22 protein-coding genes and 1 pseudogene are annotated in these 25,359 nt (G+C 63.6%); 1 reads left to right on the plus strand and 22 read right to left on the minus strand.

Features of this window, described 5'->3' with window-relative positions:
- Positions 1-6: 6 nt before the first annotated feature.
- Both AC3Z8Y_RS14920 and AC3Z8Y_RS14925 read right to left on the minus strand, forming a co-directional pair.
- Positions 7-1,995, minus strand: coding sequence for a hypothetical protein (locus tag AC3Z8Y_RS14920; protein ID WP_490086479.1), 1,989 nt, complete (start codon positions 1,993-1,995; stop codon positions 7-9).
- 79 nt (positions 1,996-2,074) lie between these two features.
- The gene (locus AC3Z8Y_RS14925) at positions 2,075-3,103 is read right to left on the minus strand and encodes a Gfo/Idh/MocA family protein (RefSeq protein ID WP_490086480.1); all 1,029 of its coding nucleotides are present in this window, start codon (positions 3,101-3,103) and stop codon (positions 2,075-2,077) included.
- Between the two features lie 163 nt (positions 3,104-3,266).
- On the opposite strand from AC3Z8Y_RS14925, the gene ycaC reads away from it, so the two are divergent.
- Positions 3,267-3,887, plus strand: coding sequence for an isochorismate family cysteine hydrolase YcaC (gene ycaC / locus AC3Z8Y_RS14930; protein ID WP_490086481.1), 621 nt, complete (start codon positions 3,267-3,269; stop codon positions 3,885-3,887).
- 193 nt (positions 3,888-4,080) lie between these two features.
- Here the strand turns inward: ycaC and AC3Z8Y_RS14935 are convergent, their stop codons facing one another.
- From AC3Z8Y_RS14935 to AC3Z8Y_RS15030, 20 genes and pseudogenes are all read right to left on the minus strand, one after another.
- Complete coding sequence (locus AC3Z8Y_RS14935) at positions 4,081-4,944, minus strand: methyl-accepting chemotaxis protein (RefSeq protein ID WP_490090011.1); 864 nt, start codon at positions 4,942-4,944, stop codon at positions 4,081-4,083.
- Positions 4,939-5,721: pseudogene (locus AC3Z8Y_RS14940) on the minus strand (MCP four helix bundle domain-containing protein); the annotation flags it as partial. The gene AC3Z8Y_RS14935 and the pseudogene AC3Z8Y_RS14940, both read right to left, overlap by 6 nt.
- Positions 5,722-6,007: 286 nt before the next feature.
- The gene (locus tag AC3Z8Y_RS14945; protein WP_490086482.1) at positions 6,008-7,399 is read right to left on the minus strand and encodes a carbohydrate porin; all 1,392 of its coding nucleotides are present in this window, start codon (positions 7,397-7,399) and stop codon (positions 6,008-6,010) included.
- A gap of 107 nt (positions 7,400-7,506) precedes the next feature.
- Positions 7,507-8,733, minus strand: a complete 1,227-nt coding sequence (locus AC3Z8Y_RS14950; protein WP_490086483.1) for an MFS transporter — start codon at positions 8,731-8,733, stop codon at positions 7,507-7,509.
- Between the two features lie 111 nt (positions 8,734-8,844).
- Positions 8,845-9,654 carry an amidohydrolase family protein gene (locus tag AC3Z8Y_RS14955; protein WP_490086484.1) on the minus strand — a complete coding sequence of 270 codons (810 nt, stop codon included), beginning with the start codon at positions 9,652-9,654 and terminating at the stop codon, positions 8,845-8,847.
- A 34-nt stretch (positions 9,655-9,688) separates the two neighbouring features.
- Positions 9,689-10,408, minus strand: coding sequence for a maleate cis-trans isomerase family protein (locus tag AC3Z8Y_RS14960; protein ID WP_490086485.1), 720 nt, complete (start codon positions 10,406-10,408; stop codon positions 9,689-9,691).
- 120 nt (positions 10,409-10,528) lie between these two features.
- On the minus strand, positions 10,529-11,965 hold the full coding sequence (locus AC3Z8Y_RS14965) for an MFS transporter (protein WP_490086486.1): 1,437 nt from the start codon (positions 11,963-11,965) through the stop codon (positions 10,529-10,531).
- Between the two features lie 95 nt (positions 11,966-12,060).
- Positions 12,061-13,338 (minus strand): LysR family transcriptional regulator, encoded by a 1,278-nt coding sequence (locus tag AC3Z8Y_RS14970; RefSeq protein WP_490086487.1) that lies wholly within the window; start codon positions 13,336-13,338, stop codon positions 12,061-12,063.
- The gene (locus AC3Z8Y_RS14975; protein ID WP_490086488.1) at positions 13,335-14,201 is read right to left on the minus strand and encodes a fumarylacetoacetate hydrolase family protein; all 867 of its coding nucleotides are present in this window, start codon (positions 14,199-14,201) and stop codon (positions 13,335-13,337) included. Before AC3Z8Y_RS14975 ends, AC3Z8Y_RS14970 begins: the two co-directional genes overlap by 4 nt.
- Positions 14,202-14,213: 12 nt before the next feature.
- Positions 14,214-14,993, minus strand: coding sequence for an SDR family oxidoreductase (locus tag AC3Z8Y_RS14980; protein WP_490086489.1), 780 nt, complete (start codon positions 14,991-14,993; stop codon positions 14,214-14,216).
- A gap of 1 nt (position 14,994) precedes the next feature.
- Positions 14,995-16,023 (minus strand): amidohydrolase family protein, encoded by a 1,029-nt coding sequence (locus AC3Z8Y_RS14985; RefSeq protein WP_490086490.1) that lies wholly within the window; start codon positions 16,021-16,023, stop codon positions 14,995-14,997.
- The gene (locus AC3Z8Y_RS14990) at positions 16,020-16,982 is read right to left on the minus strand and encodes a VOC family protein (RefSeq protein WP_490086491.1); all 963 of its coding nucleotides are present in this window, start codon (positions 16,980-16,982) and stop codon (positions 16,020-16,022) included. Before AC3Z8Y_RS14990 ends, AC3Z8Y_RS14985 begins: the two co-directional genes overlap by 4 nt.
- Positions 16,983-17,013: 31 nt before the next feature.
- Positions 17,014-17,898: a substrate-binding domain-containing protein gene (locus AC3Z8Y_RS14995; RefSeq protein ID WP_490086492.1), complete on the minus strand. Its 885-nt coding sequence runs from the start codon at positions 17,896-17,898 to the stop codon at positions 17,014-17,016.
- Positions 17,899-17,919: 21 nt separating this feature from the next.
- Positions 17,920-18,879 (minus strand): ABC transporter substrate-binding protein, encoded by a 960-nt coding sequence (locus tag AC3Z8Y_RS15000; protein ID WP_490086493.1) that lies wholly within the window; start codon positions 18,877-18,879, stop codon positions 17,920-17,922.
- The gene (locus AC3Z8Y_RS15005; protein WP_490086494.1) at positions 18,876-19,751 is read right to left on the minus strand and encodes an HpcH/HpaI aldolase family protein; all 876 of its coding nucleotides are present in this window, start codon (positions 19,749-19,751) and stop codon (positions 18,876-18,878) included. The genes AC3Z8Y_RS15000 and AC3Z8Y_RS15005 overlap by 4 nt, the downstream gene beginning before the upstream one ends.
- Positions 19,752-19,763: 12 nt before the next feature.
- Entirely contained in the window at positions 19,764-20,804 is a 1,041-nt protein-coding gene (locus AC3Z8Y_RS15010; RefSeq protein WP_490086495.1) for a WD40/YVTN/BNR-like repeat-containing protein, read from the minus strand.
- 302 nt (positions 20,805-21,106) lie between these two features.
- On the minus strand, positions 21,107-22,699 hold the full coding sequence (locus AC3Z8Y_RS15015; RefSeq protein ID WP_490086496.1) for a GMC family oxidoreductase: 1,593 nt from the start codon (positions 22,697-22,699) through the stop codon (positions 21,107-21,109).
- Entirely contained in the window at positions 22,696-23,517 is an 822-nt protein-coding gene (locus tag AC3Z8Y_RS15020) for a shikimate dehydrogenase family protein (RefSeq protein ID WP_490086497.1), read from the minus strand. The genes AC3Z8Y_RS15015 and AC3Z8Y_RS15020 overlap by 4 nt, the downstream gene beginning before the upstream one ends.
- 71 nt (positions 23,518-23,588) lie before the next feature.
- Positions 23,589-24,353: an SDR family oxidoreductase gene (locus AC3Z8Y_RS15025; RefSeq protein WP_490086498.1), complete on the minus strand. Its 765-nt coding sequence runs from the start codon at positions 24,351-24,353 to the stop codon at positions 23,589-23,591.
- Positions 24,350-25,348 carry an NAD(P)H-quinone oxidoreductase gene (locus tag AC3Z8Y_RS15030; protein WP_490086499.1) on the minus strand — a complete coding sequence of 333 codons (999 nt, stop codon included), beginning with the start codon at positions 25,346-25,348 and terminating at the stop codon, positions 24,350-24,352. Before AC3Z8Y_RS15030 ends, AC3Z8Y_RS15025 begins: the two co-directional genes overlap by 4 nt.
- Positions 25,349-25,359: the final 11 nt, after the last annotated feature.

The raw sequence follows: 25,359 nt of genomic DNA on the forward strand, positions 1-25,359 counted from the left end.
CTCAAGCTAGGCGGTGGGTTCAGCCAACCCCAGCAACTGGACGTCAGCGCCTTGGGCAGGCGCGAACACGAAGTTCTCCTCCGTGAGTAGCTGGCTCTGATTGCCCGCCAGGGTGATCTGAAACCGTTGGCCGGCGGCGTTGGCGTCGTAATTGCTGAGGTAGGTGTCCGTGCCTGCCGCGCTCACACTGATCGCCAGGGTGCCGTTGTGGCCATCGCCCAAACCGGTGAACCCAAGCGCGGCCACGTCGATACGGTCGGCGTACACCTCAAACAGAAGGATACGGTCGCTGTAGCTATGGGTGGCGTCGCGGTAACTGTCCGTCAACGCGGTGTAGCGGAACGTGTCCGCCCCCGTGCGGCCATTGAATACGTCGCTGCCTGCGCCGCCGTCCAGCGTATCGTCTCCAAAGCCGCCGATCAGCGTATCCCTGCCGCCATAACCGAACACCTCTGAAGCGAGGTGAGTGGCCTCGATTCTCTGCCTGCCGTCGTCCCCTTCCAGAATGGCGGGCACGAAACCGATATTGGTCTCATTCAACTGCCCGCTGAGGTCGCCCTCCAGTGCCACTTCAAAACGGTGCCCGTTGGCATCCGCGTCGAAGCTTTTAAGGTAAGTGCGGGTGCCGCTGGCGTTCACACTCACGGCCAGGGTGGCGTCGTGGCCGTTACCTAGGCCCGTGAAGCCCAGCGCCGTAAGGTCGATCACGTCCTGGGTGGGATCGAAGTCCACGATGCCGTCGCTGAAACCTTCGCCGGCGGTGCGGTAACTGTCGCCGCGCTCGCTGAAACCGAATACGTCCTGGCCCTCGCCACCCTTGAGCCGGTCGCGCCCAGGCCCGCCGTTCAGCAAGTCGTCGCCACCCTGGCCTGAAAGCAGTTCGTCGCGTGCAGTGCCCGCCAGCAGGTTATCCCCGTTATGCCCGGTGATATGGTGCAGGCCGTCGGCAGGGTCACCGAACCCGGTATCGAGCGAGCCGTCGGCGGTGAACTGCACGGCGGCGATGTCGGCATTGCCCTCGGCATTCTGGCCGCTGCCGGTCACCAGAAGGGTGCCGTTTTCCCGCACCTCCACTGTTTGGGCGGCGTCACGCCCGCCTTCAAAATCAACGGTCACTTTGCCGCCGTTACCGAAGCTCGTGTCCAGGCTGCCGTCGGCGTTGAGGCGGAGCACACTCATGTCATAGTCGCCGCTACTGGTTTCACTGGTGCCCGCGATCACGACCTTGCCGTCCGCCTGCACGGCGACGGCACGGGCAAAATCATCGCCCGGCCCGACTGTGTAGGTGGCGGTGCCGCCGTTCCCAAAGTTGCTATCCAGTGTGCCGTCGGCCTTGAAGCGCACCACGCTGAAATCCGCGTTTGCCCCCACTTCGCTATAACCGGCAACCACCATTTGGCCGCCCGCCTGTAGCGCAAGCGGCGTTGCGCTGTCGAAGGCCAAGCCCTGGGGCAAGGCCAACGTGGCGATACCCTCATCGCCGAAGGCCGGGTCGAGTACCCCGCTGCTGCTGAAATGGGCCACGCTCAGGGTGGCGTCGTTGCGGGCGCTGGCCAGCACGGTAGCATCCGCTTCCCGTTGCACGTTGCTGTAGGTTGGCGCTGCGGTGGCCACTGGCAGGAGCACGGCGGCGAACTCAACAGCGGGGGCGCTGATCCAGCTTCTGGCAGCGAGGACACTGAGGGTGTACGCGCTTGCGTCCTTGCTCAGTTGACTGGTCAGGATATCCGCGTACGGCTCCCCTGCCAGCCCGCTGTTGTCATCGAAGCGGCCAGCCTGGGAAACCCGCCCTACCCCATCATCGTCGTAATCAAGCTGCAACTGACCCGTGACACCGAGCAACGCCACTACGTAGTCATCGCTGCGGCCGTTGGACGTGAGGCCTGCTATCCACGTACTTCGAGACCCCGTGATCTCAGCGCTGTAGCTGAAATCGTCATTGCCTGAAAAGTCGATCAGGGTTTTACCGGTGCGCAGGATCTCGGCGGAAGGCATGGCAGGCTCCAGGGCGAACCCAAAGGGGCTCGTAGGATGCTTGAGTGTAGTTGGGGCCTGCCCTCAGGCTTGGGTTTCGTCAGGAAAGGTTCACCCGCCTGCCCTCCCTGGCCGCAGTGCCGGCGGCCTCCACCAGCGCCAGGGTGCGCATGGCATCGGCGGCGCTGATTACCGGCCTGGCTTCACCCCGGATCACCTGTACAAAATGCGCCAGCTGGTTGCCCAACGCGGTGCCCTCGGCCTTGGCTTCAGCGGATTGCTGAAGCGGGTGATGCCAGCCCTTCTGCTCTGCGTAGGTCCATACCTGCAGCTGGGGTATGGACAACGCACCCAGGGTGCCCGCGATCAGGTAGCAGGGTTGCTCAGGCTGCTGCGCGAAAGCGGGGTTTTCGCCACTGCTTTGTTCCCAGCTCCAGGGCGCGGCGCAGGCATCCGAGCCGGTAAGCGTGCCTAACGCCCCACTGCTGAATTGCAGCAACAGGGCTGCGGTATCTTCCACTTCGTGGCCACGGGCGGCGGTGCTGGTGATAGCTTGCACCATGGCAATTTCGCCGCACAGGTAGCGCATCAGGTCCAGGTCGTGCACCAGATTGATCAAGAGGATCCCCGCGCCCTGGCGGCAATGCCAGGCCACGTCGAAGTAGGCGTCGTCCTTTTGCGACTGCCATAGCCCTGTGAAGGTAGTAATGCGCCCGAGCCTGCCGCTGTCGATGATGGCCTTGGCTTTGGCGGTGATCGGGTTATGGCGACGGTGATGCCCTACCAGCACAGGCACGCCGGATTCGGCTTCGGCCGCCACCAGCGCTCGCACTTCTTCGACATGGGTGCCCACCGGTTTTTCCAGCAGCACCGGGCGGCCCGCCCGCAGGCAGTCCAAGGCGGTGCTCACATGCAGATCGTTGGGGTTGGCGATGATCACGCCGTCTACCGCCACCTGTTCGAGCATCTCTCTGTGGTCCGCAAAGCTCGCGACGCCAAGCTCCTGGGCAAGGCTCGTATTGAACGGGTCGCTGATGGCAACGAGCTGGGTATCGGGATTGCGTGCAAGGTAAGTGGCGTGCTGGCGCCCCATCACACCGGCGCCGATCAGGGCAATTCGAACGGTCATGTATTAGCTCCAGTCATTGTTTCCAATAAGGAATCAGTTAAGTCCATTTCCAGCTAATTGTCCTCTCAACCACCTCTCCGTAAAGTGACCCCCATACCGCAGCGACTTAACGCCGGTTGCGGAACTGCTCCTTACCTACTGACCATTCAAAAGGATTGATGCCATGACTACTTATAAGCGCCTGGACAAGAACGACGCCGTACTGCTGCTGATCGACCACCAGACCGGCCTGATCTCGCTGGTGCAAGACTTCACCCCCAACGAATTCAAGAATAACGTGCTGGCTCTGGCCGATTGCGGCAAGTTCTTCGGCCTGCCAACCATTCTCACCACCAGCTTCGAGCAAGGCCCTAATGGCCCGCTGGTGCCGGAGCTGAAAGAAATCTTCCCAGACGCTCCCTACATTGCCCGCCCTGGCCAGATCAACGCCTGGGACAACGAAGATTTCGTCAAGGCGATCAAGGCCACCGGCCGCAAGCAACTGATCATCGCCGGCGTAGTGACTGACGTTTGCGTGGCATTCCCAACGCTCTCGGCGTTGGCGGAAGGGTTCGACGTGTTCGTGGTGACCGACGCCTCCGGCACCTTCGACAAGACCGTGCAACAAGCCGCCTGGAACCGCATGAGCGCCGCCGGCGCGCAACTGGTGAACTGGTTCTCGGTGGCCTGTGAACTGCACCGCGACTGGCGCAACGACATCGAAGGCCTGGGTAACCTGCTGTCCCAGCGCATTCCCAACTACCGCAACTTGATGAACAGCTACTCGGCGCTCACCGACCGGTAAGCCCACGCACCGCATTGCTCCCTGACTTCTGCCCGCTTCGAAGCCCGCTTCGGCGGGCTTTTTTTTGCGTTATGAATGGTCGTTCAGGTCATACAGGACTGCCCTTACTCCGACCACCACGCCTGGAGTAATACACAAACGAAAAAACCCGCCTTGAGCGGGTTTTTCTAGCGGGCCAATGAGCGTGGCAGGGTTACAGCTTGAACCGCCCCACCATCACATTGAACGAGCTGGCGAGCCTGGACAGGTCCTGGCTTGAGGCGCTGGTCTGGTTGGCAGCGGCGGCGGTCTGGGTCGACAGGTCCTGAATATTGATCAGGTTACGGTCCACTTCGCGGGCGACGTGAGCCTGCTCTTCCGCAGCGCTGGCGATTACCAGGTTGCGTTCGTTGATGCCGCCGACCGCGACCGTGATGCGGTCAAGGGCAGCGTCGGCGGCTTGTGCCAGCTCCTGGGTGTTAGCGGCCAGTTTCTGGCTGTTGCCCATGGCCGACACGGCCTGGTTGGTGGTGTTCTGGACCGTGCTGATCATGCTCTCGATCTCGCCGGTGGACACCTGAGTGCGGTGCGCCAAGGCGCGGACCTCATCCGCCACAACGGCGAAACCACGGCCTTGTTCGCCAGCACGGGCGGCCTCGATGGCAGCGTTCAGCGCCAGCAGGTTGGTCTGTTCAGCGATGGCTCGGATCACGTCTACTACCTTGCCGATGTCACGCACTTGCCCAGCCAGCGTTTGCACGGTTTCCGAAGAAGTGTTCAATTCACGCGCCATGCCTTCGATGGCGCCTACGGCTTTCTGCACCTGGCCACGGCCAGTATGTGCTTCGTCTGACGTGGCGCGCGACGCTTCGGAGGTGGACACCGCATTGCGGGCTACCTCTTCCACTGCCGAGGTCATCTCGGTCACGGCAGTAGCCGCCTGCTGGATCTCGTCGTTCTGGCGAGTGAGGCCGCTGGAGCTTTCTTCGGTCACGGCGTTCAACTCTTCAGCGGCGGAAGCCAGCTGGTCCGAGGCGTTGGCGATTTCCATGATGGTGGATTTGAGATTGCCCTGCATGCCAGACAGCGCCGTCAGCAACTGACCGGTTTCGTCAGTGCTGGTACTTACGATGGCAGTGGTCAGGTCGCCCTTGGCGATGCGCTGGGCACTGGCCACGGCAACAGCGATCGGGCGGGTGATCACGCGGGTGATCAGCAAGCCAAGCGCGATAGCGGCAATGAAGGCGACCAGCATGCCGCCATACAGCATCATGGCTGCAGAGTGCGAGCTCTGCGCGGCTGCCTGAGCCGCTTCGTCAGCCTGGCGCCGGTTGGATTCGATGATCAGGTCCTGGGAGGCCATGACGCGACGGTACCCATCGATCACTTCCGTGGCCAGCAGCTTATGGGCCGTGTCGAAATCCCGGGCGGCGACGGCGGCGGCTACCTTATCAAGGCTCGCCTGATAGATCGGCAGGTCTTTCGCCATCTGTTCAGCGGGGCCGCGCTCGTCGTCGGCCATTGGCGCGGCCCGGTATGCCGCAAAGGCTTTTTCGCCCGCAGCACGGTTGGCCTTCATCGACTCCAGGGTGGCGGCAAGCTCTTGTTGAGGCGCATTGTTTTGCGCCAGCGCTATGAGCTTGTAGCCATCGCGGTGCTGAGCCACGTTCTTGGCCTTTGCTTCGTACGCATTGGTGACCGAGGCCAGGTTATTGGAGAACACGTCATCCAGGCGACCGGACAACTCATTCATGGTCAAGCAGCCCAGCACGCCGATCACCAACGTAATGCACGCACAAATGATGAATGAGGCGAGCAGCTTGCTCGACAGTTTCGCGTTGGTGAACCAGCCCATACTTGAATTCCGAGGAGAATTGATATCGGGGCAGCGGTGTGCTGCCGTCAGCCTAGCTATCGGCAGGGGCGGGAAAAACTTAGGGAGCTAATTATGCCATTCGTCGTCCATGACGAAGACCTTGCTCCAGTCCGGGTCGGACCCTGTAGCAGCCCGCCTTGGCGGCGACCGGCCCGGCCGGGCCGTGGATTCGGCGGAGTGGCGGTCGCAGGCAAGCCTTGCTGCTACGGGGCCGGTCGAATTTCGTAGGCCGGCAGGGAAAGGTAATGCTGCCAAGCTATCACGCTCACGGATAATGGCCGTCGTACGGGGAACGCTTGGGCGTCAGCCCTGCCAGGTGGCCCAGCGGGATGGTGACGATCAAGCCTACCCCCAGGCCGTCGGAGGCTTGGTCATGGCCCGGGTTGACCACGCGGTTGGCCGCGAACACCGGGTTGGTGTTGAACAGGTATTCCACGTAGGGCCCCACATACACTGAATCGAACACATTGATCATGGCGCTTGCGCCCAGGGAGTACTCGACACGGTGGTGGTCATAGCCCTGGTTGTTAAGCCAGGTTTGCTCGTCCTTGGTAATTTGCACCGCGGTCAGTTGCACCGAGTAGCTGTCCAGCGGTCGGCTTTTGAATGGGGCCCGCATGATCACGCCCATGTCCACGGCGTAGTCCATGCCGCCTACCGAGGGGCTGCTGGTTTGCCGGTCGTTGAACGCCGTGCCCAGGGACACGAAGCCCTGCAGCATCTTCGGCTGGCGAACATCCGGCCGCCAGAACGTTTGCAAGGTGCTGGCGAAAATTCCGCCCTGCCAGTCTGAAACGTCCTTCTCGCAGGTCAGGCACAACTGCGTGGTCTGCGGGATGTGGTTGTAGTACACCATGAGCTCCGCGGCCTTGGGCTTGTCCGCCCGAGGCGCCGCGTATTGAAGATCCAGCAGGTAGGCGTCGTAGTTGGTGTCGCGTGACTGCTCCCAGCCGTTGGTCATGGAGGCATCGGTATCGGACTTGTACCACAGCCCCTGAACCTTGAGTTCCGGGCTGATGTTGTAGCCAACCCGGGCGAACCAGTTGGAGTAGTTGGGGAAGTTGAAGCCCGACGGTTTGTGAGTGATCGCGATAGTGCTCATGCACATGAAGGCGTTGAGGCAGTCGGGCCGCGCAACGTAGTCGTTCACGTAGCCCTTGCCGCCTTCAAGGAACACCCGGCCGTCGAGCAGCTCTTGCTCCAGGGTAAAGCGGGTGAGGTGGGATGTGACAGGTACATACCCGGACTTGCTGCCATTGATCAGGCTGCCCGATTGCGTGAAGTAGTTATCGGTGGCGGTCTGGTCGGTGATCCACGGCACATAGCCTTCCATGAAATGCACCGACGTGCCTTTCAGGCCAGTCAATGGCTCCAGGTAAAAATCGAACCCGGCGTTTATCTGCATCATCCACTGGTGGCTACCCTGCTGTACCCCCGCGCTGGGGTTGGAGATATACCACTGCCCCAGGAACAGATTGGGATAGAACCCCGCCTGGCTGAAGGTTTCGCCCAAGCCGGCCAAGGGTTTTTTGAACCCTGCCGGCGCTGGCTTCAGCGCGTCCGCCCCGCCGGGTTGCCCCTCGGCGGCATAGGTGACCGCCGCGCTCAGCGATAACGCCAAGGCAAGGCCATGGCGCCAGCCCTTGAGTATCTTCATACCTGTGCTTCCTTGTTGTTTTTGTAGAGGCGAGCCCGCCCCTGCCAGTAGCTTTGGGGCAAGCGGTAGGAATAGGGTGAGAAAGGGCGCTAGCCGCGCCCGCTGCCTTATGGCGTGCCGCGGTGCCCGTGAGGGTCGAGCACGGGAACGGCCAGGGTGTCGGCCCCGGTGGCTTGCTTGCGCCCCCAGATCGGCAATGGCGCCAGCTGTATCAAGGTGGCGAGCGCGATGATCACCATCAAGGTGCTGTAGCCACCGTCCACCAGCAAACTGGTGAAGACGGTGGGCGGCCCGAGCAGCACGCCGAGGTAAGTGGCCTGGGCCACCAGCCCGCTGGTGGCTCCCAGCGCGGCAGTAGTGGGCGCCGCAGCGGGCACGAACGTCCAGATCAGCCCGTTCACTACGCCTATCCCCAGGGAAAACGCGCAGATCGCGACCACCGCGCTGCTCAAGGCGATGCCCGGGAGGTAAAAGCAGATGCCACCGATCAGCAGCGTGACGCCTCCGGCCACCGCCAGCAGGCGTGAATCGCGACGGCCCTTGAGATAGCCCACACCCAGGCAGCCCACCACCACGAACACTTCGGCCAGGGTGCCCACGCCCGCCGCCACCGGCACGCCCACGGCAAAGGCCTTGGTGACGTAAAGGGTGAGCGCGGCCATGATGCCGGTCTGGATGAAGGCCGATGCTGCGGACGCCGCCGCGATGCGGTAGGGCATGGGATGGCGCAGCACCACCCAGTTATCGCTGAGGCGGCGCAATGCCTGGCCAGGCTCGCGCGCCGGCAGCAGCGGTGCCAGCGCGGCCAGCACCAGCATCAGCAGCGCATGCCCGCCAAAGGCCCACCGCCAATGCTCGTCATGGCCCGCCAGGGGCGCGACCAGGCTCAGGGTGATGCCGATGCCTACGGCGGTGTGGGAGGTCCACAAGCCCAAGGCAAAGTTACGCCGCGCGCCGCTGGTGGTGCGCATCAATAACGTGACAGCGCCCACCGTCAAGGACAGATAGCCAATGCCTTCGACCAGCCGGCTGGCGAACAGCACGCTGACACTCTCGGCATAGAACGCGCCAAGGTTTCCGGCCAGCGCGCACAACGCTCCGGCAAAAATCACCTTGCGGTCGCCGATCCGGTCAATCAACCAGCCGCCGAACAGCGCCCCGAGCGCGGTGATCAGCGAAGGGATAGAGATGACCCAACCGGACCAGGCATGGGTCAGCTCGAAGTACCGGGCAATGTCACCGATGACTGGCACCGCCTGGGTGACCAGCGAAGTTGCGACCGTCCCGTAGATATACAGCAATACGATGCACGGCCATTTGCCTGCTTTGAACATGGTGGCTTCCTCCCTCGCCCCGGCGCTGGGCCTGGGCTTGTTGTTCTTGTGGAGTGCATGAACCGGCGCCTTGGCGCCCACAGCCTGTACAGCGGAAAATGCGCCTGTGGCTCAGCCCCCGTCCCAGCCCAGCAACCGGCAGATCGTACCGCCCATCACACTGGCCAGCTCCGTGCTGCTCAACCCCGGCAGCGTGTCGCAGAAATGGCTCACACACTGGTGATACGGATGATGCAGGCGCGACAAGTCGCTCGCCCAGATCACACGTTCAGTGCCGAAGGCGTCGAATAGACGTTGCAGGGGCTCTGCCAACGAACGAAACGGATACGGATCCAGCGCGTAGTCCCCTACCCCGGCTGCCTTGACGTAGAGGTTCGGATACTCGGCCAGTGCCAGCAGCGTGGGCAAATGGTCGAACGCGGCAGGGCCGGTGGCGCCACGGGGCACACCCAAGTGGTCGACGATCAGGCGAAGGTCGGGATGCCGCCGGGCAATTTGGGCAATGACCGCAAGCGCACCGGGTGCCAGGATGGCAACCGTCTGCCCAGTGGATTCGGCAAGCGACAGCAGTTTGTCGAAGCGGCCATCCTGCAGCGGGGCCAGGCGCTCCGGGCTATTGCACAGCAGGCGGATACCGCGCAGCCCTGGCTCGCCCTGCCAGCGTTCCAACGTTGTTTCAGGGGCCGGCATATGAGGATCGAGTACCCCCATCACCGAAAACCGTTGCGGGCACGCCCTGGCCAGGCTTAGTGAGTACGTGTTGCCCAGCGGGTCCCACAGGGGCGGTACCAGCACAACGCGGTCCACACCGGCCGCGGCCATTTCCGCTTCCAGTACTGCCTGCGTGATGGGTGTACGCCGGTGGTGTCCCGTAGAGGTTCCATTGGCCCAGGCATGTACCTGGGCGTCGACGATTTGCATGGTTCGCTACCTTTAGCGGTTTACAAAAGAGGGCTCAGGCAAGGCTCTGGAACAAACGCCCGCCGCCGCGAACCTGGCCATGCCAGCCTGCGTCGCGGAGCAAGGCCCACAAGGTGGCCTGGTTACTGGTCACCACGGGCAACCCCAGCTCGGCTTCCAAGGGCTGCGCGGCTTCGAACGCGCGCACGTTCGCGCACGAGAGCAGTATCCCGCCCAGGTCACCGGTTACATGGCCACGTACAAAAGCGGCGATGGCGTCAGGGGTCATCTGCGCAGCCTTGCGCGCATCGGTAAAGTCCAGCGAAACAGTGCTCACCACCTCATGGCCCGCCGCTTCGAGGGCTTCACGTTCAAGGCGGGAAAACACATCGCTGAAGGGGCACACATGCAGCAGGCGCCTGGCATCCACGGCACCCAAGGCCTGCTTGATCGACACCATGGTGTTCGTGGCGGGCACGCCCAACGCCTCGGTCATGCGCGCCGCCAGTTGCTCGTCGCCCGTGGCACCGTTGGCTACGCTGGCGCCTGTGCAATTGAAGGCGATGGCGGACGGGTTGAGGTCCATGAGCAGCGTCGCCTCGTCTGCTGCTTCGAGGTAGGCCCGTAGCAATGCCTCAGGCGTGACCCGGCCCCCTTCCTTGCGCAAGCGAATGCGGTGGATGTGATAGCTCACCTCGGCTGGGCAATAGCGGCGCAGGTCATCTTCGGCGATGGTATTGAGGGAGGGAACAATCATTCCCAGGCGAATCGTCATTATTGTTTTTCCCGTAGGAGCGGCGTGTGGGGCGCCGCGGTAGGCTGACTGTAGAGAGGGCAAGGCCTGGGCAGCTAATGGATTAACCGCCCTGGGCGATAGGATTTTGCTGATTTGGCTTCAGCGGGGGCCGGGCAGGTGGGTTTTCTTGGCCAGCGCGGGCGCGGCCGGATCGGAATTGGGCTCGGCGACGTTTTGGTCCATGGATTCGAGCGAGCGCCCACGGGCTTCGATGCCGATCAGCAGGTAGGTGAGGCCGCAAACCAGCAAGCAGCATGAGAGAAAGGTGAAGCCCGGCACGACGGCCGCTACCGTCGCCGCAGGCATCACTGCGTTACTCGAACCCGCCACCAGCGCCAGGCCCATGGGGCCGATGATCTTGCCCACAGAGCCGGTGAGGCCGGCATAGCCCGCTCCGCCCCCGCGCAGGCGCGAGGGCCAGATCTCGGTGGAATACAGCGCGCACACCGAGAAACTGCCGTCGGCGAAGATAAAGGCAACCAGCAGCGGCACCCAGAACCACGCCGCCAAGGCGCCTTGGGCGCTTCCTGCATAGGCGGCGCCCAGCAGCGAAACCGACGCCAGCAAAGCAAAATAGCCGCCGACCTTGCGCCGCCCCACGCGGTCGGCCAGGTACGCCGACAGCAACCGTGCAGCCATGCCACACACGCTGAACAGGATCATCAGCCGGGAAGCGTCGGCGGGCTCGATGTGCTGCACTTGGGCCAACAACATCGGTGCCCACAGCACAATGCCGTAATAGCCCGCTACCAGCCCTGCATTGATCAAGGTGGTGGTGATCAGGTTACGTGGGCAGTGGAAGATATCCTTCCAGCGGCTGGGCTGCGGCTGCGGCGTGCTGAGCTCCGCCTGGGCCGCCGGTGGCTGGCCGAGCGCCCAGGCGATAGAAGCCCGGGCATCGGCATCGCGCCCTTGCAAGCTGAGCCAGCGAGGCGATTCGGGGATATAAAAGGCGCCCACCAAGGCGATTACGGCAGGCGCCGCACCCAGGGCGAAGGTCCAGCGCCAGCCCAACTCGGGAATCAGGTAGGCGCCACTGAACGCGCCCAGCAGCAAACCGCCCGTGGTAATGGCCGACACTATTCCGGTAAGCATGCCGCGGCGTTTTGGTGGAATGAACTCCTGCACCAGGGCGATCTGGATAAAGTACCCGGCGGTGCAGAACCCGACTACGGTGCGCAGCACGGCCATGTATTGCCAGCCCCCTTCAGGCGTGAACGCCAGCCCCAGGCTGGTGGCCGCCAGCAGCACCAGAGACGCAATGAACACGGGCTTTCGCCCGAACCGGTCCGCCACCGCGCCCCACACCACCCCTCCCAGTACCGCGCCGGCCCCCGAGGCCAGCAGCACCGCGCCCATCACGCCGTACGTCAGCCCCCAGGGTTTTATCAGGAAGGCCATGATAAAGCCGATGAGGTAGGCGTCCCAGAATTCCAGCATGCTGCCCACACCCACCAGGCCCAGCAGGGCCCACTGGTTACGCGATAGCCGGGCCTGATCCTGAAATGGGCTTTTGCCGCTTGTTACGTTCAACATGACCGTATTCTCCATTTACATGGCGCGGGGCAGCCGTGGCTGCGCCCCGCTTTATTGTTGTCGGTGCGATGCAAGGGGGTGGAGCGAGGCGTGCGTCAGGTGGCAGGGGGCAGGCTATGCCGGCTGGCTTGAGCGATGGCCTCGGCGTTGCGCCTGAGCGCGTTCAGGAAGGTGCGCTGTACATCGTTGGGGCTCCATTCGCGTTTCTGCGTGATACCCACGATGGGGCTGTCCCAAGTGAGCTCTAGCGGCAGGGTGCCGAGCAGGCCGAAGCGCCGCTCGCTGAGTACTTCGGTCCAACTCAGCACGGTCAGCATGTCGGTATCGGACAGGGTCAGCCGAATGGTGGACAGTGAGTAGGTTTCAATGGTGGCCGGCGGCGGCGTGCCTTCGGAAAACAGATGTTCATAGGCCTCGCGGCGGGGGGAGCCCTTGGGCGGCAATATCCAGCGATAGCCGCGCAGGTTGTCTACGGTGACCGCGCCTTGGCGCATCAGCGGATGATCTCGCCGAGCCACGGCGCAGTAACATTCCCGGTACAACGGCTGCTCGATGAAATCAAACACCGCGTCCGGTTGTTTGAGCAGGCCCAGGATGAAGTCGACTTCATCACGCAGCAGCTTGTTGAGCAGCGCTTCATAGGTATCGTTGACCACCACGACACGGGCGTCCGGGTACTGCTGGCTCAGCTCGTTGATGGCATTCACGATGAGGATCGAAGGGTCGAGCATCAACACCCCGATCACCACACGCCGCTCCTTCGGCGCCTCATAGTTGTTGAGCGTGGTCACGAGTGCCTGGATCTGTTGGGCGATAGTGCGGAACTGGCGGGCAAAGGTTCGGCCCAGCGCGGTGGGGTGCACCCCGGTTGCGGTTCGCCGATACAGCTCGGCGCCCATGGCCTGTTCCATCGTGCGAGCAGCACGCTGCAATGATGCCTCGGTAATGCCCAACCGGCGCGCGGCAGCCCGAAACGACCCGCAGCCCTCCATGGCCAGCAAGCAGCGGGCCTGTGCCCGGGTGATACTGCAGGCCAGGGCAAGCGGGCCCAACGTGCGCGAACTGCACAACTGGGCCACCGCCGCCTCGGCCAATTGCAGAATTCGCCGGGTACGCACCAAGGCCGCCATGCCCGCGGCGCCCAGGTAGGTACCGGTGGTGGTGCGGTCAAACAGCGCGACCCCCAGCATCTGCTCAAGCTCGGCCAGGCAGGCAGTGACCGCCGGCTGGGAGCGGGCGAGCTCGTTCGCGGCCTGGGTCACGCTCTCGTGGCGCGCCACGGCTTCGAACACCCGTAGCTGCCACAGGCTGGGCAAGTCGCGTGTGGCCACTGGCGGTGCGCTGGCCAAGGCCAGCTTGCCTTCGCCGCTCATGGCTGGCGCTCGACCGGGTTGCGCAACACGCCGATGCCTTCGACCGAGATCTCGCACACATCACCAGGCTGCATGAACACCGGCGGCTGGCGCGAAAACCCGACGCCACTGGGTGTACCGGTGGCCAGCAAGTCGCCAGGTTGCAGCGGCGCCAATGTGGAAGCGTATTCGATGAACCGGGGTATCTTGTGCACCATGCTGGCAACCAGGTCGTCCTGCATCACCTGGCCGTTGAGGCGGGTTTGAATACGCAGGGCGTCGACGTCTGGCACCTCGCTGGCCGGCACGATCCAAGGGCCCACCGAACCGCTGCGATAGAAGTTCTTGCCCGGGGTGATCTGCCGTGTGTGGAACTGCCAGTCCCGCACGCTGCCTTCGTTCATCAGCGTGTAGCCAGCCACATGGCTCCAGGCATCGGCCTGGCTGATGCGGTAGCCGGGTTTGCCGATCACCACCACCAGCTCGCCTTCGAAATCGAATTGCTCGCTCACGCCAGGGTGTAACAAAGGCTGACCGTGGGCGGTGAGCGAATCGCGAGTGCGGGCGAACAAGGCGGGTTGCTTGGGCAGTTCCTGCACCCGGCCGGCGTTCTGCACCTCGTTGTGGTGCTCCACATAGTTCAGCGCCAGGCACCAGATATGCAACGGATCGGTGATCGGCGCCAGCAGGGTCACTTCGCTCAAGGCGTAGTCACCGCCCTGCCCGGCCGCCTCCGCCACTTCAGCGGGCCAGCCGGCGGCGAGCACCGCCTTGAGGTCGGGGTATTGGTGGCCAAAGCGGGCGCCCAGGTCCACAACCTGATCGCCGTTTACTGCGCCCCAGGAAGCCTTGCCATTGCGTTCAAAACTGCAGTAACGGGTCATCGATGCGTCCTCTTAAACCAGCCCGGCGTAGGAACCGCCATCGAGCTGCAGGTTTTGACCGGAGATATAGCTAGCCTGGGCGCTGCACAAGTAGGCGCAGGCATCACCGAATTCATGGGGTTGGCCCAGCCGTTTGGCGGCAATGGTGGCAGCGATGCGGCCCTTGGCTTCCTCTACGCTGATGCCTTCGCGGCTGGACATCCGGTCGGCCATGTAACGTTGGCGATCGGTATCGAACCGCTCGGGCAACAGGTTGTTGAGGGTCACATTGTCGATGACGCAGTCGCGCTGCACGGACTTGCTCAAGGCGGTGAGCCCGGCGCGCACCGCAGCCGACAGCCCCATGGTCGCGCTGGGTGATTTCACCATGGCGGAGGTGATGTTGATGATCCGGCCGAACTTGCGGCTACGCATGCCGGGAAGGTACGCCTTGATCAGGAAGATGGGCGCAAGCATGTTGCCTTCCACCGCCGCCAGCCAGTCCTCCCGGGACCAGTCCGCCAGCTTGCCGGGCTCCGGCCCTGCATTGTTGTTCACCAGGATGTCTGGCGACGGGCACGCCTGGATGATGCGCTCACGGCCTTGCTCGGTGCACAGGTCCCCCACAATGACGTGAGGGCGATGCCCGGTTTGCGCCTCGATCAGGCTTGCGGCGGTTTCCAGCAAATCGAGGTTGCGGCCGTTGAGATAAACAACGCAGCCTTCACGTGCCAATGAGGTGGCACAGGCAAGCCCAAGGCCCCGGGACGAAGCGCACACCAGCGCGGTTTTTCCTTTGATACCCAGGTCCATTTCAGTGCCCTCCTGCGTTCGTAATCATTGCCAGCCGCTCACGCAAGCGCGGGTAAACGGTAAGGGCGTTGTTGGCCAGCACGTTTTGCCGATGTGTCGGGGTAAGGTGCGGGGTAGCGTTGATGTAACGCCGGGTGTCGTCGTAGTGGTGGCCGGTTTGCGGATCGATGCCTTTCACGGCGCCGATCATTTCCGAACCGAACAGGATGTTGCGGTGCGGCACCACCTGGGTCAGCAGGTCGATGCCTGGCTGGTGGTACACACAAGTATCGAAGAACACGTTGTTCATGATCCCCTCGTCCAGGGTTGCCAGGCCCATGTCCTGGGCCAGCCCGCGGTAACGGCCCCAGTGATAGGGCACGGCCCCTCCCCCGTGCGGGATCACCAGCCGCAAGGTGGGGAAATCCTTGAACAGTTGCGGCGCTAGCAACAGCTGCATGAACGCGGTGGTATCGCCATTGAGGTAATGCGCACCTACATGGTGGAAGCACGGGTTGCACGAGCTGCTGACGTGGATCATCGCCGGCACGTCCAGCTCCACGAGTTTTTCATACAGTGGGTAGTAGTGGCGGTCCGTGATGGGCGTGTCCGTCCAGTAGCCACCGGACGGGTCCGGGTTAAGGTTGCAGCCCACGAAGCCCAACTGGTTCACGCAGCGCTCCACCTCGGCCACCGCTGCCGTGAGCGGCTGGCCGGGGGACTGAGGCAATTGGCACACACCGGCGAAATTGCGCGGGTACAGCTCCACCACACGGTGGATGAGGTCGTTGGCCACCTCGGACCATTCGATGCTGTGCTCCAGCGTGCCAAGGTGATGGCCCATCTGCCCGGCAATGGGCGACAACAAGGTCAGGTCCAGGCCACGCTCGGCCTGCTCTTTAAGCTGCTTGCCTTCAAGGGCATCACACAGTTGGGCATCCGAAATCTCCGGTACCGTGCCCAGCCGCCCGGGGCCTTGTAGCTGGCGCTCACGCCATTCGCGCAGCGCGGCCGGGGCCGTGGTGAAGTGACCATGGCAGTCGATGATCATGAGGCGGCTCCCTGTGCCTTGGCGGCAAATCGCACTCCGCCCACGATGGGCGAGGCCTGTTTGGTGAAGCGCTCCGGCGGCGCTTCGCCGGTGTCGTGGCTCATGCCCTCGCCGATCTGGATCTGGTTGAACTTGCTCCGGGCATTCATCCGCTCATGGGAAATCCAGTGTTCGTGCATCTGCTCGAAGGGGCTCATCCAGTAGTTGAATACCTGGCTACCAAGGGCGTGGCGGCCGATCCCGCGCACATGGTCATGGTCGTTGCCGCGCATGTGATCGAGCCCGAAGAAAAGGTCGTCCACCCCTTCGACTTCAAAGGATGCGTGGTGCATCCCGGCCTTGGGCCCGCGCAGCAGGAACAGCACATGGTGGTCCACCGGCTCGTCGCCAAGGTCCACCCTGTCGAACTGGCCGATCACGTTGTCGGGCGTGCCCACGTACAGCTCATCGGTGGGCAGCAGGCCCAGGGTGCGCTGGTACCAACCGATCATGCTCGGCAGGTTGGGGGTCATGTAGGCAGTGTGTGCCAGCCGGCGCACCCTGGCCGGGCCCAGCGTGCGGCTTTCGCCATCGGGCCCACGGATGATGGTGCGTGGCGGCAATGCCGCCACAGGTTGCTGCCCGGTGATCAGCTCCAGCACCATGCCGTTGGGGTCGGTGACGCGCACCCGCTGGCCACCGCCGGGGGCGTCCAGCTGCTCGATGCCGTGCGCTTCAGGCAGGCGCGCCGCCACTTCCAACAGCTCGGGCTCGCGTAGCTGGTAGCCGTAGCTCACCACCCCTGGGTCCCCCAGCTCGGTTACATGCAAAAAGGGTGTTTCTCCCACGCCCCGCATGTACAGCCGCTGGGCGTCGCGGTGCACCAACATCAAGCCAAAGTCTTCCAGAAACGCTTGCATCCGGCCCAGGTCGGGGGCACTGAGCCGCACGAAGGAAATGCCAGAAATGATCGAGGGCATAAGCCCCTCCTTTTATTATTGTCAGGGCGTGCTAGAGCAGCTCGCTCACACTGCCATAGAGTTCAGCCACGCTGTATGAACGGCTGATCAGCTTTTGCTCGAAGGCCAGGGCAATGGCCATTTCCAGTGCCGGTTGCAAGGCGGCGAAACCATGAGGCTGAAGGTCGACTTCCTCTTGTTCACTGCCTGCTGCCTGCTCCCGTGCGCGTACCAGTAGCGCATACACGGCGGCCACGGCCTCGGGATATGCGGCCACGGCATCGCGCCGCATCGCCACCACATGGTTGATCGGGACTACCCCGGTGCCGGCATGCCAAGCCAGCGCGGCGGCGCCAGGCGAGGCAATCAGTGGCCGCAGGCCGGGTTCGCCAGACAGCCCGCCGCCAGCGATGATGGCGTCCACCTCACCTGCCCTGAGCAGCTGCTCGAGGTTGCGGTCCGATTCGATTCTGGTCACCCAGGCGGGCTCCTCATAACTGGCTACGTGGGCGCCTTCCTGGCTGAGCCATTGCACCTCTGGCAGGGCGACGCCGTACTCATGGGCCAACAGGCCACGTACCCACGTGGGTGTTGTCTGGGTCCAGGCCCGCATGGCCACACGCTTGCCCGCCAGGTGTTCGGGGCGAAGGTCGCTGTCTTCTCGGCAAAGGATGCTTTTATGGTGGAAGCCGCCATTCATTACGAACGGCAGCAGCAGGTAAGGCGCGCCCGCATCGAAGGCTTGCAGGAAAGTCATGATGGCAACTTCCGCGACCTCGAAGGCGTGCTCACGCACTACGGCCTTGAAGGCCTTCTGCGCTACGTCCACCGGGGCGAACTGCAACTCCACTCGCGCGGAGGTCAAACGTTTATCCTTGAGGGCCGCTGTCTTGGGATACGTGCCCATCATGGTGCTCAAAGGGATTGCCGCGCTCATATGTGCTTCTCCAGGGAGTGGTCAGGCCACGGCGGGGGTGGCAGGGGCGTGCCGAGGGTCAGGGAAGGCCTGTTCCAGCGCCGGCGGGTCGGTGATCAGCCCTTGCTCGTGAACGTAACGAACGAGCGCGGCGAACGAGGCGGCGTTTTCCGCCAGGCCGTAAGGCAGTGGGTTGCCCAACCACTCGCCCAGGCGCTTGTAGCGAAGGTCCTCGGGTTGCGTGGCGCTGCCTTGGGCAATACGCGCCAGGTAGCTGTCACGGGCCTGCACAAAGGCTTCGAACAGCGCCAATGCAAGCCCCGGGTGTCGGCGCAACACCTCATCGCGCACCACGATCACCCCATGCAGCGGGTACACACCGGTACGTGCATACCAGGCTCGCTCGCGCGCCGGGGCGTCGGCGACCACATCCACCCAGCCTTCGGTGGGCGCGTTGCCCAGCCCAGCCAGGCCGGCGAAACCGGCGTCCAGCTCGCCGCGCTCCACCCGCGCACTCAAGCGCTCGCCCTCGGGCAACGGATGCACATTGGCGGGCAGCGGCGTGCCGGGCACGTTCTCGGCTTCTTCGGTGACCCACTGCACCCGGGAACTGTCCAGCCCGAAGTCGTCCGCCAGAATGCCTCGGGTCCATACCGCCGCAGTCACTCCATACGCCCTCACGCCAACGCTGCGGCCTTCCAGGTCGCGAGGCTCGAAAATGCCCGCGCCTGGCCGGCACATCAGCCCTTCGTGCCGGAAGCGGCGAGTCATTGGAAGCGGCAAGGCGGTAATGGGCGCCCCGTTGGCCCGGGCCACGAGGTAGGCCGTGGGCGCCATTTCGCAGATGTCGTACGGCTGGTTGCGAGCCATGTCACGATAGGCATCCGGCATGCGTTTGACGTCGATGAAGTTCAGGTTAACGCCCGGCACCTTGACCTTTCCGTCGCGCAGATCGGCGACCTGGCCATGAGGCCCCAGCACAATGCTCAGCGGCTCGTTCATGGCCGGGCCTCCTGGCCAGAAGTCGTCAGCACCCGGCCCTTTTCCAATGCCGAGAAGTCGCGTTTGGGGTAGGTCATCAGGAAGCGGTATCCCTGCTCCAGCACCTGCGCCACGTTGGCCTCGGTCACATGGGGGTGGCCGACCGGTACGTTATGGGCCTTGCCTACTTCCAGTACATGGGCCATGAGGCGCAGCAATTCGGGATTGTCATACTGGCGCGGGCAGCCCAGTTCCTGGGTAAGGTCCCCTTCACCGATCAGCACCACGCCAATGCCGGGCACTTGGCGAAGGATGGCTTCAAGGTTATTGACCGCCGCCACGTCTTCGATCATCAGCACCACCAGCACTTCGCCTTCCGGCGCCAGCGGCCATACGTCCGCCTTGCGGTAGTACTCCTGCTGAGACACGCCCCAGTAGCGGGCGGCGGGCATGGGCGCGTCGCCGCGCAAACCCTTGGGCTCATACAAGGGCGCGGTGGGCAGCCGCGGATAGCGGCAGGCGGCGACCGCGTTGTAGGCCTCTTCGGGCGTGCTGATGCGGGGCCACACGATGCCATAAGCGCCCAGGTCCAGTGCCTGCTTGGCGAACCAGAGGTTCATCTCGCTCCCGCTAGGAGGAATGCGCACCAGCGGCGTCATCGGATTGGTCAGCGAGCCGGCCTTGGCAATACGCTCGCGCAGCATCAAAAACTGCATGGACATGCGCAGCGCCTTGATGTCCCAGGGGTTGTGTTCCAGTTCGAAGACCACGCCGTCATTGGCCGATTGGGCAAACGCGACCGCGTTTTCGATTTCCGCCTGAAGGAAGGAGGTAAAGGCAACGCCCCGGCCACTTTCCAACGCGCGGATGATGCCGTTCAGTCGTTCAGTCATGGATGGTCCCCGTCAGAGAATGGCGCTACAGAACGCATCACCTGCGTCCTCGGGCAGTTGCTTTTCGACCCACTCGCGGCCCCCGTCCAGGGTGTAGAACACTTGCCCGCCGCGGGTCACCGTGATCACACCAGCAGGGTTGCTCACATGGGTGCCGAACCCCATCATGGTGCTGCGCGCGGTTACCGCCTCGTCGGCGCGGTACCAGCGCTCACCCAGGTCATCGGTGCGGTAAAGGGCCCCCGCATGGCTGCGGGAGGAAATGCTGAAGCAGGCATACATCGACGTCGGCTGGCCATGGATCACCCGGCACTCGCGGGTGTAGTCGAAGGGCGCGAAGTTGCGCACGGCCAAGTCACGGAAGTGCTTGCCGCGGTCCAGGCTTTCGAAGATGCCCATGCGGCAGATGTAATACACCGCGTCCGGCTTCGCGGGCGTGGTGGTGACCGCATGGCCGTCGAACATGCCTTCGGTGTCGTCGGTGGTCAGCTCGGTATTTTTCAGGTGCGCCAGGGCGGCGAGGGCCGAAAGGCCTTGCGCTTCGCTGCGCCAGTGGCGCCCGCCGTCTTCACTGATGTAGAAACCACTGATTTCGGCGGCGGCATACGCAAGGTTCGGGTCGGTGGGATGAAACGCCACCCGCATCAGGCGGGAGCCGCCAAAGGAAATCTGGAAACGTTCGGGAAACTCACCCGTGCACTGCGCCCAGCTTTGCCCGGCGTCTTCGCTACGCCAGAAGCCCACCGGCGCCGTGCCGGCAATCAGCACGTCCGGGTTGTGCGGGCTCACGGCCAGGCTCCAGATCGGTACGGGCGCCGGGGTGACCGCCAGGCGCTCCCAGCTCTGCGCGCCATCGCTGGAGCGGTACAAGCCCTTGCGCGTCGCCAGATACACCACTTCGGGGCGGGTGGGGTGAGGTGTGATCGCCTGTACGCAAGCATCCAGAGGGATGCCCTCGGCCAGTTCCAGTTCCCCGCCAGGCTTCAGGCGGTACAGCGAACCAACAGCCCCCGGGCGGGTGACGGCGGTGCCTACCAACATCAGGTTTCGCATCTGCTACTCCTGCCAATTGTTGTTGTTCTTCGTGCCGCAGGCAGGGCCTGGCGGCTGACGTAGGCCAGTCTATGCAGGAGCAACTAGGCGTGGTTATTGGAAAGGTGCGGGGGTAATAGATTATTGCTGAGTTGGGTCCGTAGGCCCGGCAGGGCCGTGGATTCGCGGCGTAAAGGTCGCAGGCCGGTCGAATTTTGTAGCAGCCCGCCTTGGCGGCGACCGGCCCGGCAGGGCCGTAAATTCGGTGGCGAAAGGTCGCAGGCAAGCCTTGCTGCTACAGGGCCAGCCCATGAAATGACCGGCTAAAAAGCCTCTTGCAGAATCAGGTCAGCCGCCCGTTCGGCCACCGCCATCACCGCGCCTTGGATATTGCCGGACACCATGGTCGGAATCACCGAGGCGTCCACCACCCTCAGCCCTGCCAGGCCATGAACGCGCAGGGCTGAATCGACCACGGCCAGCCCACCCTCCCCCATGCGGCAGGTGCCAATGGGGTGGTAGATCGTCTGGCCATTGTCACGGGCAAATTCGAGCCACTGCCCATCACTGGTCACGCCTTGGCCAGGGCTGGTTTCCGCATCGATGTAGTCCCGCAATGCCGGCTGGCCGACGATCCGCCGGGCAATGCGCATGCCTTCGATCATGCTCCGGCGGTCTTCTTCTGCATCCAGGAAATTCGGCTTGATAGCCGGCATCTGGCTGGCGTCTGCTGACTGGATGTGGATGCTGCCTACGGATTTTGGCCGTAGCTGGCTTACGCCCAGGGTCATGCCGGGATGGCGGTCGAGGATCCGCTCCGCGGCGTTGGCGTAACTGGCATGCACGAAAAAGTACTGCACGTCTGGCGTGGCGAGCTCTTTTCGCGTTCGCACGAAGCCATGCACCAGCCCCGTGCCCAGAGTGAGAATCCCGGTGCGCCGGCGTGCGTATTCGGCAACCGCCAGGCCCAGGCGCCAACCGCGCGCCATCTCATTGAGCGTGAGCGTGTTCTTCAGGCGCCAGTTCATGCGCGTGGCGAAGTGGTCGATGTAGTTCTCGCCTACGCCGTCGAGCCGGTGCTGCACCGCGATGCCCGCCTGGCGCAATACGTCTTCCCGGCCAATGCCGGATAACTCCAGCAATTGCGGCGTTTGAATGGTGCCGGCACAGAGGATCACCTCCCTCCCCGCCTGCACGGTAACCTCACGTTCACCCACTCGATAACGCAACCCAACGCAGCGGCCTTGGGCCAGTTGCAATTGTTGCACCTGCGCGCCCGTAACCACTTCGAGGTTCGCTCGCCGGCGTATGGGTTTGAGGTAAGCGTCGTAAGCGCTCCAGCGGCGGCCCTGCTTCTGGAACACCTGGTAGTAGCCAAAACCTTCTTGCACGCTGGCGTTATAGTCGGGGTTGGCCGGTTGGCCGTCTTGCCGCGCCGCTTCAAGGAAGGCCTGGGCGATGGGGTACATTTCATTCACCCGATGCACATTCATCGGCCCCTCGCGCCCGCGCCCTTCGCCCCCATGCTGGTAGGCCTCAAGCTTGCGGAAGTAAGGCGCCATGCTCTGGAAATTCCAGCCCCTGGCGCCGGCCTGCTCCCAGGCATCGTAGTCGCCCGGCTGCCCGCGCACGTAGATCATGCCGTTGATCAGGCTGGAGCCCCCCAGCCCCTTGCCGCGAGGTACCGCAATTACCCGGCCTTTGGTGTTGGGTTCCGGTGTGGTCTGGAAACGCCAGTTGTAACGCGTGTTCACCAGCAGCTTGCTGAAGCCTGCAGGAATGGGAATCCACGGGCTTTTGGGTTCGCCGCCCGCTTCCAACATCAACACCTTGAACCGGCCGTTCGCCGTAAGCCGATTGGCCAGCACACAACCGGCGGTCCCTCCGCCCACAATTACATAGTCGTAAACTGTCATGCCGCGCCCTCCGACACCGGAGCGCCCATCGCGCGGGCCATCAACCGCGCCTGGCACAACAACATGGGCAGCCCTTCCTGAATGCGACAACCTCGTGCGGCAGCCGCCAGCAACAAAGGGGTACGGGCTGGCTGCATGATGATCTCGGCCACCCACTGATCGCCACTGAGGCGGCTGGTGTCGCAGGGTAAAAGGTCCCCTTCGCGCAGGCCGAGTGACGTGGCATTGACCACCAGGGTGTGCCCGCTCGGGTCTGCGTTACCCAGGTGCAGCGGTAACGTGGGGAAAGCCGCGCGCAGGCGTGCAAGCAAGGCTTCGGCCTTTGCTGCCGTGCGGTTGGCCACGGTTAGCCGGGCAACCCCTGCTTCGGCCAGGGCAAAGGCAATGGCATTGGCCGCCCCGCCCGCGCCGGCCAGGTAAACGCTCGCGCCGGCAGGCTCGAAGCCTTCTTGCCGCAGCCCGCCCACAAAGCCGATGCCATCAAGGATATCGCCAATCAACTCCCCAGCCGCGCTGCGCCGGACCACGTTGACCGCACCCACCTGTTGAGCGTGGGCGGTAACCTGGTCGCACAACGAAAGCATCGCGGTTTTATGCGGGACGGTGACGATGAAGCCTTCCAGGTTCGCCAGCGACCGCAGGCCTGCAATTACCGCCGGCAGCCCGCTGGAAGCGACGTGGAAAGGCACCATCACACCATCATGGCCGACCTGTTCGAACAGTCGGTTGATAACCTGAGGCGTCTTCACGTGGCTGATGGGGTCCGCGATGATTGCGTACAGGCGCGTGGCGCCGGAGATCTCACTGATACTTTTCATGTCGTTCACGCCAAAGTGAATGCGTCTTGGACTGAAGGCGCGCGCCACCGGGCCGCGCGACGTTTGGCAGGTCAGCGCATCAGCCAGCCACCGGCGACGTCCAGCACCTGCCCGGTCACGAAATCACTGTCGCGGCTGGTCAGAAAACACGCGGCATCGGCCACCTCCGACGGCTGGCCCAATCGGCCCAGCGGGGTTTCGTCGATCACTGCCTGGTTGGCCTCGGCGGCAACGGTTTTCAGCAACGGCGTTTCAATGCGGCCAGGCGCGAGGGCGTTGACCGTGATGCCATAGGGCCCGAGCTCGCCGGCCAAGTGCCGGGTAAAGCCGATGATCGCAGCCTTGGTGGCGCTGTAATGCGCCGCTACCAGTGGTAGGTACGCGCTGCCTGCCACTGAGGACATGCTGACGATACGGCCGAACCGGCGCTCGACCATGCCGGGCGACAATAACCGGCTGAGGTTGAACGCCCCGCCAAGGTTGATCGCGACCACCCGGTTCCATTCTGCTGGGTCCATCTGCCAGATGGGCGCGGCCTGGCCGTTGTGCTTGGGCGACACACCGGCATTATTGATCAGGGTATCGATAGGCCCCAGGGTGGATTCAAGCTGTACGCATGCTTGTTGGCACTGATCGAAATCAGCAACATCTGCCTGATGCCAGGCTACGTGGTACCCCTGCTTTTGCAGGCGCTCGGCCTGGTCGCGTGCACGCTGCTCATCCGCGTCGAGGATCGCCACCACCGCGCCTTCTTCGCAGTAGCGTTGGGCAATGGCCGCGCCGATACCGCTGCCGCCCCCCGAGACCAGCACGGTACGCCCCTGGTGCCGGCTCATGGGTTCACCTCCAGCATGAGCTTGCCGATATGCCGGCTGCTTTCCATCACCGTGTGCGCTTCAACTACCTCGGCCAAGGGAAAGGTTGCATGGATCACTGGCCGGCACTGCCCTGCTTCAAGCAGCGGCCATACCTGTTGCTTCAGCGCGGCGGCAATGCCTGCTTTCTGCTCCCGGCTGCGGGGGCGCAGCGTGGAGCCGGTGAAGGTCAAACGGCGCAGCATGATCGGCATGGCATCGAGCACCTGCTTGCTGCCTTCAAGGAAGGCGATCTGTACCAGCCGCCCCTCCACTGCCAGGGCCGATAAATTGCGCTGGATGTAGTCCCCGCCGACCATGTCGAGGATCATTTCCACGCCGTGCCCCTGCGTCACTTCGGCCACTACCTGAGTGAAATCTTCCTCGCGGTAATTGATCGCCCGGGCGGCCCCGGCCTTCAGGCACGCCTGGGCTTTCTCGGCTGAACCTACGGTAGTCAGCAGACGGGCACCGAAGTGGCTGGCCAGCTGGATTGCCGTGATCCCAATGCCACTGGAACCGCCATGTACCAGCAATATTTCGCCCGCCTGCAGCCGGCCGCGCTCGAAGAGGTTGGTCCACACCGTGAAGTAGTTTTCCGGCAACGCGGCGGCTTCCAGCAAAGAGAGGCCCGCGGGGACCGGCAGGCAGTGTTCGGCAGGCACCACACAGTACTCGGCGTAGCCTCCGCCAGGCGTAAGGGCACAAACCTTGTCACCCAGCGCCCACTGATTCACACCCTCGCCGAGGGCGACAATTTCACCCGACACTTCCAGGCCCAGCAGCGGCGAAGCGCCCGGCGGCGGCGGGTAGCTGCCGGAGCGTTGCAGCACGTCCGGGCGATTGACCCCGGCGTACGCCACCTTGAGCAACACATCACCTGGCCCCGGCTGGGGCACCGGGCCCTGGGCAACGACCATGCAGCTTGCCGGGCCGCCTTGGCCATGTTCGATCTGACGCATCGTGTTGGTGCTCATGCAACCTCCAA

The sequence above is a fragment of the Pseudomonas sp. 3MAES_34.3B genome (assembly GCF_058145875.1).

Coding starts and splice junctions, on each gene's coding strand:
- AC3Z8Y_RS15010 (WP_490086495.1), bottom strand. CDS start 20,804: ATGCGAAACCTGATGTTGGTAGGCACCGCCGTCACCCGCCCGGGGGCT.
- AC3Z8Y_RS14920 (WP_490086479.1), bottom strand. CDS start 1,995: ATGCCTTCCGCCGAGATCCTGCGCACCGGTAAAACCCTGATCGACTTT.
- AC3Z8Y_RS15030 (WP_490086499.1), bottom strand. CDS start 25,348: ATGAGCACCAACACGATGCGTCAGATCGAACATGGCCAAGGCGGCCCG.
- AC3Z8Y_RS14965 (WP_490086486.1), bottom strand. CDS start 11,965: ATGTTGAACGTAACAAGCGGCAAAAGCCCATTTCAGGATCAGGCCCGG.
- AC3Z8Y_RS14990 (WP_490086491.1), bottom strand. CDS start 16,982: ATGCCCTCGATCATTTCTGGCATTTCCTTCGTGCGGCTCAGTGCCCCC.
- AC3Z8Y_RS14950 (WP_490086483.1), bottom strand. CDS start 8,733: ATGTTCAAAGCAGGCAAATGGCCGTGCATCGTATTGCTGTATATCTAC.
- AC3Z8Y_RS14955 (WP_490086484.1), bottom strand. CDS start 9,654: ATGCAAATCGTCGACGCCCAGGTACATGCCTGGGCCAATGGAACCTCT.
- AC3Z8Y_RS14925 (WP_490086480.1), bottom strand. CDS start 3,103: ATGACCGTTCGAATTGCCCTGATCGGCGCCGGTGTGATGGGGCGCCAG.
- AC3Z8Y_RS14975 (WP_490086488.1), bottom strand. CDS start 14,201: ATGACCCGTTACTGCAGTTTTGAACGCAATGGCAAGGCTTCCTGGGGC.
- AC3Z8Y_RS15015 (WP_490086496.1), bottom strand. CDS start 22,699: ATGACAGTTTACGACTATGTAATTGTGGGCGGAGGGACCGCCGGTTGT.
- AC3Z8Y_RS15005 (WP_490086494.1), bottom strand. CDS start 19,751: ATGACTGAACGACTGAACGGCATCATCCGCGCGTTGGAAAGTGGCCGG.
- AC3Z8Y_RS15000 (WP_490086493.1), bottom strand. CDS start 18,879: ATGAACGAGCCGCTGAGCATTGTGCTGGGGCCTCATGGCCAGGTCGCC.
- AC3Z8Y_RS14935 (WP_490090011.1), bottom strand. CDS start 4,944: ATGCAGGGCAATCTCAAATCCACCATCATGGAAATCGCCAACGCCTCG.
- AC3Z8Y_RS14995 (WP_490086492.1), bottom strand. CDS start 17,898: ATGAGCGCGGCAATCCCTTTGAGCACCATGATGGGCACGTATCCCAAG.
- AC3Z8Y_RS14945 (WP_490086482.1), bottom strand. CDS start 7,399: ATGAAGATACTCAAGGGCTGGCGCCATGGCCTTGCCTTGGCGTTATCG.
- AC3Z8Y_RS14960 (WP_490086485.1), bottom strand. CDS start 10,408: ATGACGATTCGCCTGGGAATGATTGTTCCCTCCCTCAATACCATCGCC.
- AC3Z8Y_RS14980 (WP_490086489.1), bottom strand. CDS start 14,993: ATGGACCTGGGTATCAAAGGAAAAACCGCGCTGGTGTGCGCTTCGTCC.
- AC3Z8Y_RS15020 (WP_490086497.1), bottom strand. CDS start 23,517: ATGAAAAGTATCAGTGAGATCTCCGGCGCCACGCGCCTGTACGCAATC.
- AC3Z8Y_RS15025 (WP_490086498.1), bottom strand. CDS start 24,353: ATGAGCCGGCACCAGGGGCGTACCGTGCTGGTCTCGGGGGGCGGCAGC.
- ycaC (WP_490086481.1), top strand. CDS start 3,267: ATGACTACTTATAAGCGCCTGGACAAGAACGACGCCGTACTGCTGCTG.
- AC3Z8Y_RS14970 (WP_490086487.1), bottom strand. CDS start 13,338: ATGAGCGGCGAAGGCAAGCTGGCCTTGGCCAGCGCACCGCCAGTGGCC.
- AC3Z8Y_RS14985 (WP_490086490.1), bottom strand. CDS start 16,023: ATGATCATCGACTGCCATGGTCACTTCACCACGGCCCCGGCCGCGCTG.